Source organism: Shewanella inventionis (genome assembly GCF_014641855.1).
Taxonomy (GTDB): Bacteria; Pseudomonadota; Gammaproteobacteria; order Enterobacterales; family Shewanellaceae; genus Shewanella; species Shewanella inventionis.
Genome location: NZ_BMII01000001.1, coordinates 240,804 through 260,282 on the forward strand (window position 1 = coordinate 240,804; position 19,479 = coordinate 260,282).

General features: G+C 43.9%; 16 protein-coding genes and 1 riboswitch. Of the genes, 5 read left to right on the forward strand and 11 right to left on the reverse strand.

Translation table 11 applies throughout. The features are described from left to right. Nucleotides 1–74: 74 nt before the first annotated feature. Nucleotides 75–680, forward strand: a complete 606-nt coding sequence (locus tag IEW93_RS01110) for a short chain dehydrogenase (protein ID WP_188736006.1) — start codon at nucleotides 75–77, stop codon at nucleotides 678–680. Between the two features lie 201 nt (nucleotides 681–881). Continuing rightward, complete coding sequence (locus IEW93_RS01120; RefSeq protein ID WP_188736011.1) at nucleotides 882–1,106, forward strand: putative periplasmic lipoprotein; 225 nt, start codon at nucleotides 882–884, stop codon at nucleotides 1,104–1,106. 1,104 nt (nucleotides 1,107–2,210) lie between these two features. Here IEW93_RS01120 and IEW93_RS01125 read toward each other — a convergent pair. Continuing rightward, complete coding sequence (locus tag IEW93_RS01125; RefSeq protein WP_188736012.1) at nucleotides 2,211–2,987, reverse strand: class I SAM-dependent methyltransferase; 777 nt, start codon at nucleotides 2,985–2,987, stop codon at nucleotides 2,211–2,213. Nucleotides 2,988–3,114: 127 nt separating this feature from the next. On the opposite strand from IEW93_RS01125, the gene IEW93_RS01130 reads away from it, so the two are divergent. Further along, nucleotides 3,115–3,960 carry a 23S rRNA (adenine(2030)-N(6))-methyltransferase RlmJ gene (locus tag IEW93_RS01130; RefSeq protein ID WP_188736014.1) on the forward strand — a complete coding sequence of 282 codons (846 nt, stop codon included), beginning with the start codon at nucleotides 3,115–3,117 and terminating at the stop codon, nucleotides 3,958–3,960. Between the two features lie 71 nt (nucleotides 3,961–4,031). On the opposite strand, the gene IEW93_RS01135 is transcribed toward IEW93_RS01130, so the two are convergent. From IEW93_RS01135 to IEW93_RS01160, 6 genes are all read right to left on the reverse strand, one after another. Then, entirely contained in the window at nucleotides 4,032–5,351 is a 1,320-nt protein-coding gene (locus IEW93_RS01135) for a M28 family peptidase (protein ID WP_223419979.1), read from the reverse strand. A gap of 127 nt (nucleotides 5,352–5,478) precedes the next feature. After that, nucleotides 5,479–6,216 carry a lytic transglycosylase domain-containing protein gene (locus tag IEW93_RS22295; protein ID WP_373284847.1) on the reverse strand — a complete coding sequence of 246 codons (738 nt, stop codon included), beginning with the start codon at nucleotides 6,214–6,216 and terminating at the stop codon, nucleotides 5,479–5,481. Between the two features lie 217 nt (nucleotides 6,217–6,433). Beyond that, the gene (locus IEW93_RS01145) at nucleotides 6,434–6,973 is read right to left on the reverse strand and encodes a hypothetical protein (protein ID WP_188736021.1); all 540 of its coding nucleotides are present in this window, start codon (nucleotides 6,971–6,973) and stop codon (nucleotides 6,434–6,436) included. Nucleotides 6,974–7,411: 438 nt separating this feature from the next. Continuing rightward, entirely contained in the window at nucleotides 7,412–10,567 is a 3,156-nt protein-coding gene (locus tag IEW93_RS01150) for an efflux RND transporter permease subunit (protein ID WP_188736044.1), read from the reverse strand. A 9-nt stretch (nucleotides 10,568–10,576) separates the two neighbouring features. After that, nucleotides 10,577–11,728, reverse strand: coding sequence for an efflux RND transporter periplasmic adaptor subunit (locus tag IEW93_RS01155; protein WP_188736046.1), 1,152 nt, complete (start codon nucleotides 11,726–11,728; stop codon nucleotides 10,577–10,579). A 293-nt stretch (nucleotides 11,729–12,021) separates the two neighbouring features. Further along, a complete protein-coding gene (locus IEW93_RS01160; RefSeq protein WP_188736048.1) occupies nucleotides 12,022–13,185 on the reverse strand; it encodes an MBL fold metallo-hydrolase in 1,164 nt (387 codons plus the stop codon). 106 nt (nucleotides 13,186–13,291) lie between these two features. Here IEW93_RS01160 and IEW93_RS01165 point away from each other — a divergent pair, with 106 nt between their 5' ends. Continuing rightward, entirely contained in the window at nucleotides 13,292–13,900 is a 609-nt protein-coding gene (locus IEW93_RS01165; RefSeq protein WP_223418979.1) for a TetR/AcrR family transcriptional regulator, read from the forward strand. Between the two features lie 6 nt (nucleotides 13,901–13,906). Here IEW93_RS01165 and IEW93_RS01170 read toward each other — a convergent pair whose 3' ends face one another. Both IEW93_RS01170 and IEW93_RS01175 read right to left on the reverse strand, forming a co-directional pair. Beyond that, nucleotides 13,907–14,596, reverse strand: coding sequence for a DNA-3-methyladenine glycosylase I (locus IEW93_RS01170; RefSeq protein WP_188736052.1), 690 nt, complete (start codon nucleotides 14,594–14,596; stop codon nucleotides 13,907–13,909). A 92-nt stretch (nucleotides 14,597–14,688) separates the two neighbouring features. Then, nucleotides 14,689–15,219: a thioesterase family protein gene (locus tag IEW93_RS01175; protein ID WP_188736054.1), complete on the reverse strand. Its 531-nt coding sequence runs from the start codon at nucleotides 15,217–15,219 to the stop codon at nucleotides 14,689–14,691. A gap of 247 nt (nucleotides 15,220–15,466) precedes the next feature. Next, nucleotides 15,467–15,634, forward strand: a riboswitch (FMN riboswitch). Between the two features lie 95 nt (nucleotides 15,635–15,729). Here IEW93_RS01175 and ribB point away from each other — a divergent pair. Further along, complete coding sequence (gene ribB / locus IEW93_RS01180; RefSeq protein ID WP_188736056.1) at nucleotides 15,730–16,386, forward strand: 3,4-dihydroxy-2-butanone-4-phosphate synthase; 657 nt, start codon at nucleotides 15,730–15,732, stop codon at nucleotides 16,384–16,386. A 69-nt stretch (nucleotides 16,387–16,455) separates the two neighbouring features. On the opposite strand, the gene IEW93_RS01185 is transcribed toward ribB, so the two are convergent. Together IEW93_RS01185 and prlC are read right to left on the reverse strand one after the other, a co-directional pair. Then, a complete protein-coding gene (locus tag IEW93_RS01185) occupies nucleotides 16,456–16,662 on the reverse strand; it encodes a prolyl oligopeptidase family serine peptidase (RefSeq protein ID WP_188736058.1) in 207 nt (68 codons plus the stop codon). 399 nt (nucleotides 16,663–17,061) lie between these two features. Beyond that, nucleotides 17,062–19,101 (reverse strand): oligopeptidase A, encoded by a 2,040-nt coding sequence (gene prlC, locus IEW93_RS01190; RefSeq protein WP_188736060.1) that lies wholly within the window; start codon nucleotides 19,099–19,101, stop codon nucleotides 17,062–17,064. Between the last annotated feature and the right edge of the window lie 378 nt (nucleotides 19,102–19,479).

Consider the following 19,479-nt stretch of genomic DNA (forward strand, 5'->3'; position numbering starts at 1 on the left):
AACGATTGTTTCTAATTGTTTTACTCATTCGCTAAAGTCTACCCATCAAGTTAACTCAATAGATGGAAACAAAAATGAAAACAGTAATTTTAATTGGTGCACTAGGCAAAATGGGTCAAGCAGCGTTATCTGGCTTAGGTAAGCATAAGGTTATCACTGCGGGCCGCTCTGGCAACGTCGACCACATTGTCGATATTACCGATGAGCAATCGATTGAGGCTCTATATGCAAAAGTCGGTCACTTTGATGCTGTGGTTAATACCGTTGGCGTTTGTGAATACGCGCCATTTGTAGAAATGACAGAAGCGCAGTGGATGACCACTGTCATGAGCAAAATGATGGGCCAAATTAACCTAGTACGGATTGGCCAAAAATACATTGCTGATGGCGGCTCATTTACCTTAATTAGCGGCATATTAAATATTAAGCCTATTCCGTTTGCGATTGCCGATGCCACCACCAGCGGCGCCATTGATACCTTTGTAAAGTGCGTCGCCTATGAAATGCCAAGAAACACCCGCATCAATGTGGTTAACCCAACGGTGTTAACTGAAGCGTGGGATGTGTATGGCGAAATGATGCCAGGGTTTGAGCCAGTACCAGGCAAGTTAGTTGGCAAAGCGTTTGAACGTTCTGTCGATGGTTTTATTACTGGTGAAGTGATTTTTGTAGACGCTTAATCTCATGAAAACGAGGGAGCAAAACAACAATGCTCCCTTCGATTAAGCAATTCTATGCATTAGGCCAAGCCATTCTAAAGGCCGAGTCAGTAGCATTTTCACAGCCTAATTTACTCAGCCCTAACGGACTCAAGCAAATCAAAAAGATAAGCGGCTTAAACAGACGTAATCACGCTATCAATTAATATTTAGGAATACACAATGAAAGTTTATACCCTTGCAGCAATCATCATGTTTTTATCCGGCTGTGCGCATTTGCAAACTACTGATACCTCAAGTTCTGAGCGTCAAAACATAGGCTCTCGAGGCACTTATTCTCAAAATATAAGTGTCGATGATTTAGCAACTCAATCCACTGACCCAAAACAAGTATGTAAAAGGATAAAGCGAAATAAACATTTTATCACCCGTTGCCAACCTAAATAAAATCTTGCTAAATAAAATCTTGCCACCCATTTTTAAGGCATTTTTAAAAGTGGACTCAATATTCGACAAAAATAAAAAACATTTAATTTCAATGCGTTACAGCATTCTCGATTAATTTTTCGTACGACTTTAGTTTGCTTATTAGCCAATTCAATTTAAAACACGCCAAAAAACATTACAGCTGTTTTTTACACAGTACACACTACATAAAGGTGGGAGACATGGTTGGCACAGGATATTGCCCGACATTTGTAAGCCAGTTATAGATGAAGTGTAACGATGAGCGAAGCGCCATGATGTTAGTGGTCACAGGCCATATTTGAAGCACACTTTGGCGAAGATACGAGTGAGTTTTTTATTTTAATTCATCTCGGAACTTGAGGCCGTTGAAGACTCCTTACAAAAGAATACGTGAGCAGGCTACAAACGAAGTTAAAAGCAGGATCAGGTCTCATGCCTACCTCGAAAATATGACAGCATGTGTAAATATGTAAAATGGCTTTATTAGGGATTAGCCTCGTTGAGGTTTAATATTCGTGTAATTGGATACACAATCAATATCAACAACACACAGAATAATGTGTTGTAAACAACACCTTCAGCAGGCGCTTTAGAAATAGGTTCATAGAAAAAAAGTGCGATACAAAATGAAAATATTGAAAAGCCGATCTTTCGCGGAACATGACAGATGTCGAATTCAGTTAAGATAAGTTTAAACCAAGGAAAACCACAAACAATAGATATTGAGACAATTGGTAAGATTGTCGTACTCCAATTTTCAATTATTTGTCCTACTACGAGTTGACTCGTACTGGAGTTTGAAAATAGTGCTAGCACTACTACCGAGGTTGTAGCGACCCAAGACAAAAATATAAATATATTGACTAATTTTACATATATATCTGGTAGCTCATTTTTCATCGAATCCCTCTTAAAGCTACAAAAAACCACACTGGAGTTAAACATTTTTAATTCATGAATCAATAATATATAAAACAAAATGTCATTGAATGGGTTAAATTTGTCAAACTATGGGTGCATTATGTCAATGTATGGGTTCAGCGACAAAATTGTTAAAACTTAAGCACTACTACTTAAACACCACTATTTCATCGCGGCTTTCACGTACACATCAAAGCGATTTTTTTTCTGGGCTAATACCATACTGGGTTTTATCCCGTCGAGATCTTCAGCGTAATCAGGGCGTTTTACGACTACACGCTTGCTGGCCAGTGCCATTGCCGGGGCTAATAAGCCGTCGGCGTCGAGGTCGGCACCGACTAAGGTTTGAAATACGCGCATTTCTTTTTTAACTAATGCTGACTTTTCGCGATGTGGGTACATTGGGTCTAAATACACTACGTCTATTTCTGTACCAGAGGATTGCGCAGCATCTGCTAGTGCATTAAGGCTTGAGCCATGAAACAGACTCATCAAATCCTGCATCCACTCGCCAATTTCGGCGTCTTCGTAGGCGCGACGTAGGCCGTCTTCTAATAGTGCGGCAACCACAGGGTGGCGCTCAACCATAATCACTTTGCAGCCCAGGCTTGCCAATACAAATGCATCGCGGCCTAAACCTGCTGTGCCATCGACAACCGTTGGCGTTACACCTTGCTTTAACCCAACCGCTTTGGCGATAGACTGCCCGCGCCCACCACCAAATTTGCGCCGGTGTGCCACAGCACCTGAGACAAAATCAACGTTAATACCATCTAATTTGGGTTCATCTCGTTTGTACAAACTCAAACAGTTTTGCTCAAAGCGCAATTCAAATGCGGCGTCTTTGTCCCACACGAGTTGCCAGCGAGTAGCGATATCCACCAATGTTGGGTACTGCTGATTAAAAAAGATAGGTGTCTGCAACAAGATAAATACCATGCCAAAATAAAAACTACCTCATTATGCCAAAAGCCATCACCAGTGAATACCTATACCTCACGCCTGAGAAAACTTATAATGATGGTATTACACAGTTTTTACTGTTCATTCGTTAATGGAAACGCCCATGCTTAGTTATCGCCACGGTTACCATGCAGGCAATTATGCCGATGTGCTTAAACATTCAATGCTCATCCAAGCATTAAAAGCCATGCAGAAAAAAGAAAAACCTTATGTGTATATCGACACTCATGCAGGCGCTGGCGCGTATTCGTTAACGGATGAGTTTTCGCAAAAAACCGGCGAGTATTTAGAAGGCGTAGCTAAATTATGGGACCACAAAAATCTCCCAATCGCCCTTGCCGATTATGTTGAGACTGTGCGCCATTTTAATGCTGAATATGACGGTGAGCTGAGGGTTTACCCTGGGTCGCCGGCAATTGTTGACGTGGAATTACGCCCGCAAGATAGAATGGTGTTGCACGAGCTACACACAACCGACCATGAGCTACTTGAAAGTTATTTTATTCAAGACAAGCAAGTCAAAGTGATTAACGACGATGGTTTAGCTGGGTTAATCGCGGCGGTGCCACCTCTTGAGCGCCGAGGGGTGATTTTAATTGACCCAAGTTATGAAATTAAAACCGATTATATTGATGTTGCGAACACGCTGATTAAAGCCCACAAACGCTTTGCAACAGGTGTTTTTATGTTGTGGTATCCGGTGGTAAAACGTGAGCAAACTGAAGCCATGCTGACACTGCTTAAAAATAGCGGCATTAAAAAGCAACTGCGTATTGAGCAAGCCATTAATGCCGATAGCGATGAATTTGGCATGACCGCCGCTGGCTTATGGGTGATTAATCCGCCGTGGCAAATGGATGACATGGCTAAAGAAGCATTAGAGTATTTAGCGCCTTTATTAGGCCATGCTGACGGTTACACAACAGTAAAATGGGAAGTCGGCGAGTAGCCTCCATTAGATAATAAAAAAGCCCGGTGCATGTTAATGCTCCGGGCTTTTTAATAACAAACTTAAAATGATTACTTAAAAAACGCGCCTGCCGCCCCAGGAAATACCACTGGGCTGACATTACCGTTGGCAGCAACACTTGCTACGCCAAATAAGTAATTATCAATCACTAGATTATCTAAAGTAAATGTTTCCACTTTGCCAACATAACGGCTGTGAGTCCATTCTGGCGCGGTCGTTGAGCGCCAATACACCCGATAACCTACTACCGTGTCATCAGTGCTTTTTTGCCAACTTAGCGTAGTACTGGGTGACACCTGACCTTCAATGCTCACCTTAGTTGGCGGCGCTGGTGCCCACGCCTGTGCGGCTAAACTAATTGCATTTAATGCGGTGAGTTTGGCGGTAAAGTCAAAATCGACCCCTTCAATCACATCACCGTAAGCAATGCCGTTTTCAACCCGAATATCTTGATGTTGGCGGTCGTAATGCTCGTTGGTTTCCATAATGCGCACCGCTGGTAAACCGGCTTGATTAAACGGTAAATGATGCCCACCACGGCCAAATCGGTCGAGGCGATACACTAACATAACGTCAAGGTTCGTCATGTACTGGTCGGCTAATGATTTAATTTTACGGGCTAAATTACGTGAGGCAGAATCGTTCTCCCCACCACTAAAATAACGCTCTTTTGCTTCGTCGGCGGTTTCGGCAAAGCGCACACCTTCCGAAAACACTCGCACACTGCTGTTATTGACCACGCCATTAATGCCGGCAATGTTGCCTATCATGTCGTTATTGAGCACAGCTTGCACTTGCCAGCCTTGTGCTTTGGCATAGTCGGCTAAAATATTGCCGCCGTATAGGCCCTGCTCTTCACCCGACAAGGCCGCGTATACTATGGTGCCGTTAAACTGATATTGAGATAACACCCGTGCAGCTTCTAATGCGCCTGCCACACCGGAGGCATTGTCGTTTGCGCCTGGTGAAATAGAAGTGGCATCCAGCACGTCGGTAACACGCGAATCAATATCACCGCTCATCATCACCACACGCTTAGGATCTGTTTTACCGCGTTGAATCGCGATAACGTTGACCACTTCTGTTGGCTTGGCGATACGCTTGCCTTCAACCGTTTTGGCTACGGTAACAACCTCTAAACAGCCACCACACTGTGTTGAAATTCGCTTAAACTCGGCTTCTATCCAGCGTCTTGCTGCGCCAATACCCTGGGTGTCTGACTGCGTGTCAGATAAGGTATGACGAGTGCCAAAATCAACCAGGGTACGAATATCTTGCTCAATGCGCTGTGCTTGTGGCGCATTAGCAATGTCGTATAAGCGCATGTCTTCTTGCGATGGTGCAACTGATGTTGCTGGGGTTGCCGCCATAGCAGGAACCGTGGCCGCACCTAGAATTAATAACCCTGCTAGGCCCGCTAAACAGTAACCGCTCTTAGGGCTGAGTTTGACGCGCTTTGGCGCTGCTTTGTGGATAAGATATTTCATATGACCTCGATTAACTGGCTAATGCTTTTTGGTAGCGTTTGAATAATATTTTTACGCGCTTCACATAAGCTTGAGTTTCTGGGTATGGCGGAATGCCACGGTATTGGGTGACGGTGCTTGGGCCAGCATTGTACGCGGCGCACGCTAGGTCTAAATCACCATTAAATTGGGCTAATAGCTGTGCTAAATAACGGCTACCACCACGAATATTTTGCTGGGCATTTAATGGATTGTCTACGCCCATGTCACTGGCGGTGCCGGGCATTAATTGCATTAAACCTTTAGCACCCGCTTTTGAAACGGCGCCAGGCTTAAACACAGATTCTGCATGAATCACGGCTCTAATTAATGCTGGGTCTAACTGATATCTGTGTGCGGCTAACGCCACATCGGTAGCAAAGTGCGACGTAAATAACGGGATTTTATACCAGTCGATGGTGGAGTCTGGTCGGCAGGCAAAGCACTCGTACAACAACACTTGATAGTCGGCATCTAACGGTTGCTGATCACTAAATACCATAATCCCGTTAGCTTGCTTATATTGGTACACTTTACGTTTTTCAACGCCAAGATCGCTCACAATACCGTTTTCAGAATATTGCGCTTTAACTCTGAGTTTATTTGGTGTTGTTGAGGATTTTTTTAGCGGATAGTCGTTGGTTAAGGTGCGAGGTCTAGAAGTATCATTAACATAGCTATTATCGAGTACAAGCTGATCATTGAGCGACGTAACAGGGGGCTGTTCAATCGCATTAACATGCTCAAGCGCGGGTTCGCTTACGGCTGATGGCTGTAATGAGCGTTGCGTTTTTTGCTCAGGCCGTTCTTCAATGTATTTGGCTTTAATTTTCGGTTTAACGACATCTTCAACCTCAGGATAAACCACTTGTTTGGCTTCTGCGGTTATTCCCAGCAACACAGTGCCGGTAAGTAAAAGCGCCAAACTATTACGCCATAACATGGGCTTATTCCTGCACTTGGTCAAAAATGGGCATCGGGGCAATCCGCGCAAATTTTGCCACTGCCGACCCAGGAAAAATTTTTACCCCACTGTTTAACTCATCCACGGCTTTGCGATAAAAATCTTCGGCATGTACAAAATCAAGTTCAAGCTGTAAATACTCGGCCAATTGTTCAGTGCATAGCTTGTCTTTATTTACCGTCGACAGCAGTGACTCTAACCCTTGATCGATTTGTTGCCAGGCGGCAATAGACACTGACAATGAGCCACCAGCCACATTTGACTCTTCAATGGGTTGGTTCCAATCATGCTGGGGTTGTATGTGTTTTAAGTGGGCAAGTTGCGCTTGCTGTTCAGCGGTTAAGGGATGTTGATATGACTGTCTTTCACGACATAATTCGGTAAACAGCGTTAATCGTCTATCGATTTTTGAGTCGATCACTTTTAGCGCTTCAATGGCTGAAGTGCGTTTTTTAAGTAAACTGGCATACCATAGATAAGCCAGAATAGCAGCTAAAGTGAGGCTAAGTAACAGCGCCTGCATGGTGACATCCTTTATTATTGTTATTCACTATCATAATCATTATTTAATCAAAAGTTCATCTTTATCAACAATCTCTTCGTTAAAAAATAACCACAAAGGTGTTTAGTCAGGACAAATAGATGTTAAAAATCTGTTTTAATTAAGATCTTAATCATAACACAAACACAGAAGAGTACCTGGATGATATTTACACAAGTAGTTTTTTAATCAGTAAATTTTTCAATAACCTAAAGCAAAACCACTTAGGGTGTTTTTTAAACACAATTTAAGTTTAGTCTTTTAAAAATAGTCAATTAGCAAGATTTAAGTATCATTTAATTGCCGTTAAACTGGGTTTTACGTGCTACATCCTTTTTTGACCAAATCACTGCAGAAAAGTCTATGGCTACAGACACAAAAAAGCCCAGATTAACTGGGCTTTTAAACACGGTTCAGTGATTATATCGACTTTCTATCATTATCGATTTGCTCATGCTCTGCTTCGGTTATTTTTTCACGCTTACTAAAGATGCGTTCAACCACCACAAAGAATAACGGCACAAAGAAAATACCCAGGAATGTCGATGACATCATCCCGCCCAGTACAGCAGTACCGATGGCATTTTGACTGCCAGAGCCAACACCAGAACGAATGGCTAATGGCACTACACCTAAACCAAAGGCCAATGACGTCATTAAAATTGGGCGTAAACGTACTCTCACTGCATGCAGTGTTGCCTCAATTAAGCCCGAGCCTTTCTCAAAGTATTCTTTAGCAAACTCAACAATCAAGATGGCGTTTTTAGTTGCCAACCCAACCGTAGTTAATAAGCCGACCTGGAAGAATACGTCGTTAGGTAAACCACGTCCATTCATGGCGAGCAATGCCCCAATAATACCCAGTGGCACCACAAGAATAACCGATAACGGCACCGACCAACTCTCGTATAATGCCGCAAGTACCAAGAATACAATCAAGATAGACAGTGCGTATAAGCTCGGAGCTTGGTTGCCAGACAACCGTTCTTCGTATGACAAACCATTCCATTCTATACCGTAACCTGGTGGAAGCTGTTTGGCCATTTCCTCTAGTGCACTCATTGCCGCTCCGGTACTGTAACCCGGTACTGTTGCGCCTTGAATGTTGACCGCAGGTACACCATTAAAACGCTGTAACTGAGGTGAACCAAACTCCCACGAACCAGTAGAAAATGCCGAGAACGGTACCATTTCGCCATTGCTATTACGCACATACCAGGTATCTAAGTCGCTTGGCTGCATGCGATACTTTGCTTCACCTTGCACATACACCTTTTTCACACGACCGCGGTCAATAAAGTCATTCACATAAGAGCCACCCAACGCCGTCGCCATGACGCTATTAACGTTATTAATATCAATGCCTAATGCGCGTAATTTAGCGTGATCAACGTGAATTTGATACATAGGTGCGTCTTCCTGACCGTTAGGTCTTACACCCACTAAATTAGGATTTTGCGACGCCATTCCGAGCATTTGATTACGCGCTTCAATCAACTTATCGTGACCTTGGCCATTCAAATCTTTTAAGTACATATCAAAACCATTGGCGGTTCCCAGCTCAATCACCGAAGGCGGTACAAAGGCGAACACTAAGGCTTCTTTAATTTGCATAAAGCGCCCCATTGCACGGCCAGCTAATGATTGCACATCTTCACCTGGCGCTTCACGGGTAGACCAATCTTTTAAGCCAACAAACGCGAGCCCCATGTTCTGACCTGAACCGGCAAAACTAAAGCCTGCAACGGTAAACACTGAGTTAACAATGTCTTTTTCGTCATTGAGGTAATAGTCATTAACCTGCTTAAGCACTTTTACGGTACTTTCTTGGGTTGAGTTTGTTGGTAAGATGGCTTGAGTAAGCAAGATACCTTGGTCTTCATCAGGTAAAAATGCCGTTGGCATACGTAAGAAGATCCAACCCACCGCAATCACTAAACCAATGTAAATTAACATCACACGGAATGAGCGTTTTAAAATACTGCCAACGCTCGACTCATAACGCGAGGTCATTGCATCAAACTTACGGTTAAACCAACCAAAGAACCCCGTATCTGCGTGGGTATGACCTTTTTTAATGGGTTTTAACATGGTGGCACATAATGCCGGTGTGAGTACGATTGCGACAAACACAGATAACGCCATTGCCGATACAATGGTAATGGAGAACTGACGATAAATAACCCCAGTAGAACCTGACATAAATGCCATAGGCACAAATACTGCTGACAAGGTCAAACCAATACCCACCAGGGCACTGGTGATTTGGTCCATCGACTTGCGGGTAGCCTCAAGTGGACTTAAGCCCTCTTCAGACATGACCCGCTCAACGTTTTCGACCACCACAATGGCGTCGTCCACCAGCAAACCAATGGCCAGCACCATGGCAAACATGGTTAAGGTATTGATGGTAAAGCCTGATGCCGATAACACAGCAAAGGTACCGAGCAATACCACAGGGACTGCAATGGTTGGAATAAGTGTGGCCCTGAAATTTTGCAGGAACAAATACATAATTAAGAAAACCAATACAATGGCTTCTATTAATGTATCCACAACACCTTCAATCGATTGCTCAACAAATGGCGTAGTATCGTAGGGATAAACCACTTCAAGCCCTTGCGGGAAAAACGCCTTCATCTCATTAATTTTGGCTTTAACACCTTCTGCGGTGTCTAGAGCGTTGGCACCAGTGGCCAATTTAACCGCTAAACCAGATGCTGGTTTTCCATTGTAATAAGAGTCAACGGCATAACTTTCTGCACCCAGTTCTACTCTAGCGACATCTTCAAGGTACACATTTGCACCTGATGAGTCAGACTTAAGAATGATCCGTCTAAATTGTTCTGGTGTTTGTAAGCGGCTTTGAGCTGATATTGTTGCGTTAAGCTCCTGCCCAGCTAACGATGGGGCGCCGCCTAACTGGCCCGCAGAAATCTGCGCGTTTTGCTCACTAATCGCCGCAGTAACATCAATACTGGTTAAGTTGTACTGGGTTAATTTAAGTGGGTCTAGCCAAATACGCATCGCATATTGTGCACCAAAGAGCCTGAGTTCACCCACACCAGGTACGCGGCTCATTGGGTCTTGAATATTGGCGGCGACATAATCTGAAATGTCACTTTTGCCCATTGAACCATCTTTAGACACAAACCCCATTACCATCAAGAAGCCTGATGTCGACTTATTCACTTTTACGCCCTGCTGCTGTACTTCAGTAGGCAGTAAAGGCGTAGCGGCCTGCAATTTGTTTTGTACCTGAACCTGTGCAATATCGGGATCAGCTTCAGCATTAAAGGTTAAGGTAATTGAAGCATTACCAAAGCTGTCACTGGTGGACGAAATATAACGTAAATGATCAAGCCCAGTCATACGCTGCTCAATCACCTGGGTTACCGTGTCTTCCATAGTTTTGGCAGATGCACCAGGATAATATGCACTGATCACAACCGTTGGCGGCGCAATACTAGGATACTGAGCAATCGGTAGGCCTTTAATGGCTAACACACCTGCAAGCATAATTAATATTGCGATCACCCAGGCAAAAATTGGGCGATCAATAAAAAAACGAGCCATAATTTATCCCTACTTTTGTGGTTGGTCAGCCGTTAACACTTGTGGTGACACTGGTGCACCTGGACGGATTTTTTGTAGTCCTTCGACAATCAATTTATCGCCAGGAGCTAGTCCTTCAACAATACGCCATTGGTTATCGATAACTTCGGCAGTTTTGACAACGCGCATTTCTACCTTGTTGTCTTTATCAACCAACATCGCCACCGCTTGGCCTTTATTGTTGCGCGTAATAGCACGTTGTGGCACTAAAATCGCTTGAGGGTCTTGGCCTGCATTTAGCTGTGCACGCACATACATGCCTGGCAATAAAGTGCCATCTGGATTTGGAAACTCTGCTCGTAACGTCACTGAGCCCGTAGTCTCGTCGACATTCACTTCTGCAAACTGTAATGTGCCTTCATAGTCATAAGTGCTGCCATCTTCAAGCATCAGCGACACTTTGGCATTATCACTTTTAAGCAATTGACCAGAACGTAAATTGGCTTTTAAGCGCAATAGCTGAACACTTGATTGCACAATGTCGACATTGATGGGATCAAGTTGCTGAATCGTCGCAAGCGTTGTTGCTTGATTCGCTGTCACTAACGCACCTGCAGTAACCGATGATTTACCAATTCGGCCAGAAATAGGCGCTTTAACCTCGGTGTATTCAAGATTAATATTGGCTGTATTAATGGCAGCTTTAGCCACTGTAACCGCAGCTTGAGCTTCTTTGTAGGCAGCTTCGGTTTCGTCAAAATCTTGCTTACTGACCGCATTGGTTTTAACCAGCTGAGCATAACGAGCCGCTTTAGCTTTGGCTGATGCTAACGCCGCATTCGCGCTGGCAAGGTCAGCTTCTGCACTGACTAATGCAGCCTTATATGTGGCCGAATCAATTTGATACAGTGATTGGCCTTGGCTCACTTCACTGCCTTCAGTAAAGGCGCGCTTGGTAATAATACCAGACACTTGTGGGCGCACCTCTGCTTCTAAAAAGGCACGGCTACGACCAGGTAATTCGACTGTAATGGCCTGTGATACTGCTTCAACAGTCATCACGCCAACAGGAGAAGGAGGTTGTTGTTGCTGTTGCGCTTGAGCCGCATCCTCTGCTTTGCCACAAGCGGTAATCCATATTGCCGCAGATATCACCGCGGCGACTTTCAATGCTTTGTGCATGTGTGCTCCTACTCCAATTTGCGTTCAATATGGTTCCTCCGTTTTGAGGCATTCCATTTGAAAATAGCTAAAATTACACTGTAAAATTTTCTGTGCTCTTTATCGCACAGGGACAAAATTCAAACAACTCAACCTAATGCAATAAATTGTAAACAAATAATAAGCTTAGGTTATACATGGTAAACTTGTTAATACCTTGTTAACTGAGATCTGCTCAATCAAACAAATTCGATCCATTTATTTGGCGCACTTTACGCCAACATGTTGACAATATCAACTTTTCTGTACTCAGGTTAGGTAAAGCTATTACCAACATAGGCTATCTTATGATCGGTGACAACCTCATTTAATTCATCCATCTTGCGTACATTATCCTGTTGTTCTACATCATCCGTTGCTGGATTTATCATAATATCGCGCCACCATAGCTCGTTAGCTTGTGGATTTGCCAACATCACTGCTTGACCAAACTTAGGTGTTGCCAAAGTGACATGATGCTGTTTAGCTAATTTGTTAATACGTTCAAAAGGTTCAAACCAGTCATGTAATGCTAAATCAAATGTACCATTATGCACGGGTATCATTACCTTGGCGTTAACATCGATATGCGCCTGCAAGCTCTGCTCTGGCAACATATGGATATCGCTCCATAATTCATTATAGGCGCCCGTTTCAATCATACTCACATCGAATGGCCCATATCGCTCACCAATGTCTTTAAACCCACCAAAATAGCCACTGTCACCGCTATAAAAAATCTTGTGTTGCAAACCTTGAATAACCCAACTGGCCCACAATGTCTGATCTCGGTCCAGTAAACCTCGCCCCGAGAAATGCTGCGCAGGGGTGGCGATAATGGTTAGTCCATTTAACTCAACCGATTGCCACCACTCAAGTTCAGTGACCTGAATAGGGTCAACACCCCACGCCGTTAAGTATTCGCCCACTTTAAGTGGTGTAATAAAGTGCTGCACTTTGTCCGCTAGTTGTTCAATGGCGGCTTTATCGAGGTGATCATAATGATCATGGCTAATGATGACGGCTTTTATTGCCGGTAAATCTGCAATACTGATAGGAGACTCATGAAAGCGCTTTGGCCCAGCCCATTGCACAGGCGATGCACGTTCGCTAAATACCGGATCGATTAATACGTACTCGCCATCTAAGCGCATTAATATTGTTGAATGCCCTAAACGATATATCGCATCGTCATGCGTTTGCGAGAGGATGTCTTGAGTCAAGGTCATTAACGGCACAGCATTGACTGGAGCAGGTGCTTGGCGCTGTGTGTTCCAATAGGCTTTAGCAATAGGCCATAAACTGCTTAATCCCGTCTGATAGGCTTTTTCACTATTTGTGAACGGCTTGCTTTTATTGGCTGCTGACCATGTTTTTGTGAGCCACACAATGGCAACTAACATCACAAATCCAACGATAACACCGGCTAATATTTTCATCTCGATACCAACAAAGTAAACTACACGGTGTAGTTTAATAATCTCCCATTGAAAAGTAAACTACTCAGTGTAAAATCTCTTTCATAAACTCGATACAGTGCAGACCATGACTCAAGAAAAACAAACGCGTAGCCAAATTAAACGTGCGGCCATTATTGAAGCCGCCAGAACAACCTTTAAAGCATTAGGGGTTACTGCGACGAGCATGGACAAATTAGCCGAAGAGGCTGGCGTGTCTAAACGCACGGTGTACAACCACTTCGCGACCAAAGAAGCATTAGTGATGACATTAATGACCGACCTATGGAAAAAAGCGTTGTCGCACCCTTCTGAGCCTTATCACCCAAACAAGCCATTGGCACCGCAGTTACAACAATTAGTCCGCGATGATATTGAACATATTCAGTCAGAAGAACACATTGAAGTGTCAAGAATGGTGATTGGTCATTTGTTTTATGCATCTGAAATGCAAAAAGAAATAAAAAAGATCATCAAAGAAGAAAACGCCATTTCACGCTGGATTAAAGCAGCCAACAAAGATGGTCGAATCAATGTTGACGATATTGAACAGGCTCAGGACCAAGTGCACAGTTTAATTAAAGGCCAATGTTTTTGGCCATTAATCTTTCAAATGAACGAGCCTTTTACTGACAAAGAAAAAGATCAGCATGCCGCTGAAATCGTGAAGGTCTTTTTGTGTCGCTATCAAACATGATAGCCACTACACCCGATTGTCACCCACGCCCAATGAAATCGTACGGCTAATTTGCGCCAAACTCATGCCAGACTCTTGCTGCCACTGATTAAAAGCCGCTTGCGTTTGGCGCAGTGCTGTTTGTGAGGTAAAGCCAGCATCCACCACTTTATGCGCAGTTAAATATGACTGCACATCTTGGCTAAGTAAAAAGGTGTCTTTGCCAATCGCGCGCAAAAAGTATGGCCCAGTGTTGCCGCCCAAACGTGCACCACGTTTTTTAAGCACTTGCCATAATCCGGTAATGTCATCTGTTGGCCAATTGGCAATAAACTCAGCAAAACTGCCGTGTTCTGCACTGATTTGCTGGATCATGTAGGCATTATCGACAATGGCCTGGGTTTTCTTTTGGTGGCGAATAAGGGCCGGATCGCTAGCGCGCTGCTGAATTTGATCGGGTGACAGCATTAATACTTTCATCGGCACAAAGTCAAAGAAGGCTTGTTCGTAAGCTGACCATTTATTATCGACCACTCGCCACACAAAGCCACTTTGAAACACACGTTTACTCATCACAGAAAGCAATTGTGCATCAGAATACTCACAGATTTCAGCTGCGCTGAGTGTGTCAGGTAGCAGCGACTTCACGATTGCTGGCCCGCCTTTACGCTCGCAAGCGCGCGCCCAAATATCACTGAATGTTTCTAATGCCACCATGTCACTCCTTATGCCTAATCAACCTAAACTGGCTAATACGGCAAACTCAGGTTGATTGATCTGTATAGATTGATACCAACAATCAATCGTAATTATGTATTACACTCTTTTTTGAGCTGTAAAAACTGTTTCCACTTAACCACTTCGGCCGGTAGTTCTGGCGTATCACCCGTGTAACCCGCTGCCGTAATTAAGGTTTCGATAGGCACTTGCTTACCACGGCACACAAATACCCCACGCACATGGGCAATACAATGCAAGCCACGTGCGGTCACGATACGGTGCTCAATGTAAAAGTATTTTTCATCCCAACCAACAATTTTGGTTTCAATAGTAAATTTTTCAAACGGTTTAATATCGCGGATGTACGTAAACTCGGCGGCGTTCACGATAGGCAGCCATTTATTCTTTAAAAACTGCTTCATTAAACCGATTTCGGCAATCATGTACGTACGGGCTAAATCCATAAAAGCCGGGTAACGCGAATTGGTTAAATGTAAGTTGATGTCGCAATCTAACGGTAAAACGCGATAATTAATTTTACTGGTGCCTAAAAAATCAATACGTTTGCAATGGCCTATTCGCCATAAAAACAACAACGCAAAACGAAAATACAGATTCATCTACCACTACTCCTATTGTTAGCGCGACAGGCTAACAAAGGTCATACCAGTGAGCAAGAAGCTTTATTATCTTTATACCGATTGGCGAATGCGCAAGCCTATAAAGTCTATGCAACACCGTATTTTGTTACTCTTTTTGCGACTCACCCCCCTTTTAATCTCACTCTTAACTGATTACCATAGCAACGCAATTTCAGCTTATTGGTAAATAAGCCAATAAGCTGAAATAAACGCAAACAACATTATTTATAATTCTCAGGGCGGGGCGCAATTCCCCACCGGCGGTAAACTTGAAAAAGTAAGCCCGCGAGCGCTCGATTCATCGAGGTCAGCAGATCTGGTGACTTGGTATTACCTTACGTAATCACTAACAGTCCAGAGCCGACGGTTATAGTCCGGATGAGAGAGAATGGAGATACATCAATCAGCCCACGGCTTTTTGGTGCAATTTGTTTTGGATTTATATCCCTCTTTACAAGCCCTGATTCTGGTCATTTTAGGAGTACAACCATGAATCAGCTATCACTACTTGCCGAATTTGGCGAACCCATCACCCGTGTCGAAAATGCCCTTGCAGCGCTTAGAGAAGGCCGCGGCGTTTTGTTACTCGACGATGAAGATCGCGAAAACGAAGGCGACATTATTTATTCAGTTGAGCACTTAACCACAGCGCAAATGGCATTAATGATCCGCGAATGCAGCGGCATTGTGTGTTTATGTTTAACCGACGAGCACGCCAATAAGCTTGAGTTACCACCTATGGTTGCCGACAACAACAGTGCCAACCAAACCGCGTTTACTGTGTCGATTGAAGCTAAAGAAGGCGTAACAACGGGCGTGTCAGCACAAGACCGTGTTACCACCATAAAAACCGCCGCTAACCGCAGTGCTAAAGCATCTGATTTAGCCCGCCCAGGACACGTATTTCCATTACGTGCTCGCGCTGGCGGTGTAATGACTCGTCGTGGCCACACTGAAGGTACGGTTGATTTAATGCAAATGGCCGGCTTAATGCCTGCTGGCGTGTTATGTGAACTCACCAACGAAGACGGCAGCATCGCCAAAGCGCCTGAAATCGTCGCCTTTGGGTTAAAGCACAATATGCCAGTACTCACCATCGAAGACATGGTGATGTACCGCAACCAATATGATTTGAAGTTAGCGTAAACAAAACCTAATTCATTTCAAAGCTAGAGGCGCATTGCGCCTCTTTTTTATGTCGATTTTCCGCTCAAATCAAAGCTCAGTAATAAAGTCTTGATACTGCTGCATTGTGGTTACGTCTTCTAGCATGCCTTGATGGCCGACATTAGGTACCATAATGAACTGCTTATTAGCAGACTTGCTCGCAGCAAACAGTTTTTCAGCAAGTGCTGGCGGCACTTCTTCATCATCCTCTGCGGCAATCACCAGTAATGGGCCTTGGTAATCATGGGTAACCACTTTTTAATTATCGATATTAGAAAGTCTTGCGGTATTTCTAAGCTCATAAACGGTGCCATGTACCAGGGTGTTTTCTCATCGACCCAATCGCCGGCATTGGTGGCAGAACCATGCAAAACCAGTGCATCTATCTGATTAACCTCAACTCTGGATAAGAGATGTATTGATAACGATATAAATCAATAGATTGACTAAAATCCACTGTCGAGCTTTTGATTTGTTTTGCTAACAAGGCGAATTAACGCGTCAATAGCAAGTTAATTCAACGCAGTGAGGAAGGCAAAGGACTGCTTGAAAGGCGTTTGTTATCCAGAGCTGAGGTTGATTATTTCTGGCTAAGTCCGCGGCATAAAAAAACCGACAATCAATGCCGGTTTTTAACGGGTTTACATTAATGATTTACGCGGCAATACCACTGTGACGCAGTAATGCATCTGTGTTGGGTTCGCGGCCCATAAAGCGTTTAAATAGCTCCATTGGCTCTTCACTTCCGCCCATTTCAAGAATGTTATTTAAGAAGCTTTTACCGGTTTCTGGGTTAAAGATGCCTTCGTCTTCAAAACGTGAGAACGCATCTGCCGATAACACTTCAGCCCATTTGTAGCTGTAATAACCTGCAGCATAGCCACCAGCAAAAATGTGGGCAAAACCGTGCTGGAAGCGGTTAAAGCTTGGCGGGGTTAACACTGCTATTTGGCTGCGTACTTCGTCTAAAATACCTTGAATATCGACACCTTTTGCAGGGTCAAACTCATGGTGCATTCTAAAATCGAACAGTGAGAACTCAAGCTGGCGTACCATCATCATGCCTGACTGGAAATTTTTAGCAGCGAGCATTTTATCGAGCAACGCTTTTGGTAATGGCTCACCAGTTTCGTAGTGGCCAGAGATTTCCGCTAGGGCTTCTTCTTGCCAGCACCAGTTTTCCATAAACTGGCTTGGTAGTTCGACCGCATCCCAAGGCACACCGTTAATGCCCGATACACCGCCAACATCAACTTTAGTTAGCATATGATGGATACCGTGACCAAACTCGTGGAACAAGGTAGTGACTTCGTCGTGAGTAAATAACGCCGGCTTGCCGTCTACTGGGCCATTAAAGTTACAGGTTAAGTAAGCCACTGGTTTTTGCAAACCGCTTGAGGTGATGCGACGGCCACGACAATCGTCCATCCATGCGCCGCCACGCTTACCACTGCGAGCATATAAATCTAGGTAGAAGCTACCACGGTGGACGTTTTCAGCATCATAAATATCAAAGAAACGCACGTCTTTGTGCCAGATATCAACGCCTTTTTGCTCGTTAATGGTTAAGCCAAATAACTTGTTAACAGTAAAAAATAGGCCCGATAAGACTTTGTCTTCTGGAAAGTATGGACGCAGGATTTCTTGCGACACTTCATATTTGTGTTGCTGCAGTTTTTCAGCGTAAAAACTTAAATCCCATGATGCCATTTCGCTTACATCATAGTGATCTTTAGCAAAGGCGCGTAATTCAGCTAATTCAGCGGCGGCCTGGCCTTTTGAACGCTCACCTAACTCATTTAAAAAGCCTAAGACTTGCTCTGGCGACTCTGCCATTTTAGTGGCCAATGATTTATCAGCATAGCTGGCAAAACCCAGTAGATTGGCTAACTCATGACGTAATGCCACGATTTCGTTCATGTTGTTGGTGTTATCAAACTCGCCAGCATTTGGGCCTTGATCAGAGGCGCGGGTAACAAATGCACGGTAACACTCTTCGCGTAGCTCACGATTTTCGCTGTAGGTCATCACAGGCATGTAAGACGGGTAATCAAGGGTGAATAGCCAGCCTGTTAACTCTTTGGCTTCGGCCATGGCTTTGGCTGCAGCGATAGCTGACTCAGGCAAGCCCGCTAAGTCGGCTTCGTTGGTAATCAGTTTAGTCCAGGCTTCTGTGGCGTCTAATAACTGGTTAGAAAAGTTGCTAGTTAGCTCAGATAAACGCTTAACAATTTCACCGTAACGCACTTTTTGGCTGTCATCTAAACCAATGCCCGACAATTCAAAGTCGAGTAAGCTTTGTTCAATCACCTTTTTTTGCGCTTGGGTTAACTCGGCAAACTCCGCAGATTGATGAATGGATTTATAGGCTTCATACAAACCCTGGTGCTGGCCAACGTAGGTGCCGTAATCAGATAGAAGCGGTAAACAGGCATCGTGGGCATCGCGCAGAGCATCGCTACTGACAACAGAATTCATGTGTGATACTGGCGACCAAATTTTACTTAATTCGTCGTCAACTTCTTCAAGCGGGGCGATAAGGTTATCCCAAGTATATTGGCTGTTGTCAGCTAATAACTTTTCAATGGTATCGCGACACTTGGCAATGGCTTGCTCAACCGCAGGCTGGATGTGTTCTGGTTTGATTTTAGAAAACTCGGGTAATACAGCACTGTTTAGCAATGGATTGCTCATAAAGATTCCTCAAAAATAACGCTTGTGACGACTTAATAAACTTATATATGGGGTTAACTTGCTAAGTTTGCAAGCGCTAAAAATTAACACCGAATACTGCAGTCGAACTGCATAGCGCATAGTAGCGACAAATAACGTGATTGTTACCACAATTTTGCTTTACACTAAATTTACATGATCATTATTGACAACCAGATCTCAAACGAGACTGATTATCATTTAATTTTTTATGAAAAAGGCTAACATAGGCATAACACCGATCAGTTAAGAAACTGATCGGTTGACAGCAAAAATGATCCTACGAAAATGACTCCTTCTTTTGAACGGAGTTATTTTTTATGCTGTCTAACTGGCTTATTGATACTGAACTACTTGCTG